2 protein-coding genes are annotated in these 1,087 nt (G+C 35.8%); both read left to right on the top strand.

Annotation, left to right across the window (positions count from 1 at the left end; genetic code table 11):
* Positions 1–423 (top strand): M20/M25/M40 family metallo-hydrolase (locus tag JF818_RS11180; protein ID WP_198892088.1); only part of this gene is annotated, 423 nt, incomplete at its 5' end.
* A gap of 45 nt (positions 424–468) precedes the next feature.
* On the top strand, positions 469–1,087 hold a 619-nt coding region (nfsA, locus tag JF818_RS11175), incomplete at its 3' end, for an oxygen-insensitive NADPH nitroreductase (RefSeq protein WP_198892087.1).

Raw genomic sequence — 1,087 nt, 5'->3', positions numbered from 1 at the left:
GTTCAAGAAGAGGTCGGTATTAGAGGTGCTAAAACATCTGCGTACACCGTAGATCCTGATGTTGGTTTAGCTGTGGATATTACATCTTCAGGAGATATGCCTGGTTCAAAAAGATTTAAAATCAGTCTTCATGATGGTGTTGCAATTAAGGTTAGAGACAATTCGTTGATTTCTCATCCGAAAGTAAATCAGGTTTTAGTTGAAACATGTAAATCTGAAGAGATCAAATACCAAATGGAAGTACTTGAGTTTGGTGGTACTGATGCAGGTGGTATTAGTTTAACGAGAGAAGGCGTTCCTGCTTCTTGTCTATCAATTCCAACTAGATACGCTCATAGTGCTCATGAAACAGTATCTAAGGATGATGTTGAAGCTGCCATTAAGCTATTAGCAAAAGTATCAGAAAAAGCATTCGAAATATAGAGCCTTAGGCTCTTTTTTTGAAGGATCATATGAAAGGATGGCATTATGAACAAAACGATAGAGTTGATAGGGAATCATGTATCCATTAGAGAGTATACCGATGAAAAAATTAAAGAGGAGACTCTGAAGTACATTTTAGAGAAAGCTCAATATGCATCTACTTCGAGTTTTCTTCAAGCCTATACAGTTATTAGAGTCAACAATGAAAGTATGAGAAAAAAGATATCTGAACTAAGTGGAGAACAGGCATATATAGAAAAAGCCTCAGACTTCTTGGTTTTCTGTGCCGATTTAAAAAGATTATCTGATGCCTCTGAAAGACATGGTAAAGAAGCTAAGAAAGGGTATACAGAGATGTTTATCATCTCTACAGTGGATACAGCACTGTATGCACAAAATGTGATGCTAGCAGCAGAAAGTCTTGGTATAGGAGGTGTTTTTATCGGCGGTATACGTAATAATCCAGATAAAATATGTCAGCTATTAAACATTCCAGATGAAATTTATCCAGTCTTCGGTATGTGCTTAGGCTATCCAGCACAGAAGGTTGGTAGTAAATTAAGATTACCTATTGATGTGGTAGTAAAAGAAGAAATTTATAGTGAAGACAACATAGAAAGTATGTTACAATATGATGAGAAAATAAGAACATACTATCAAGAAC

The organism is Sphaerochaeta sp. S2, assembly GCF_016406725.1.
GTDB lineage: Bacteria > Spirochaetota > Spirochaetia > Sphaerochaetales > Sphaerochaetaceae > Sphaerochaeta.
Note: the sequence above shows the minus strand (reverse complement) of the source record. Positions and strands in the feature narration are given on the sequence as shown.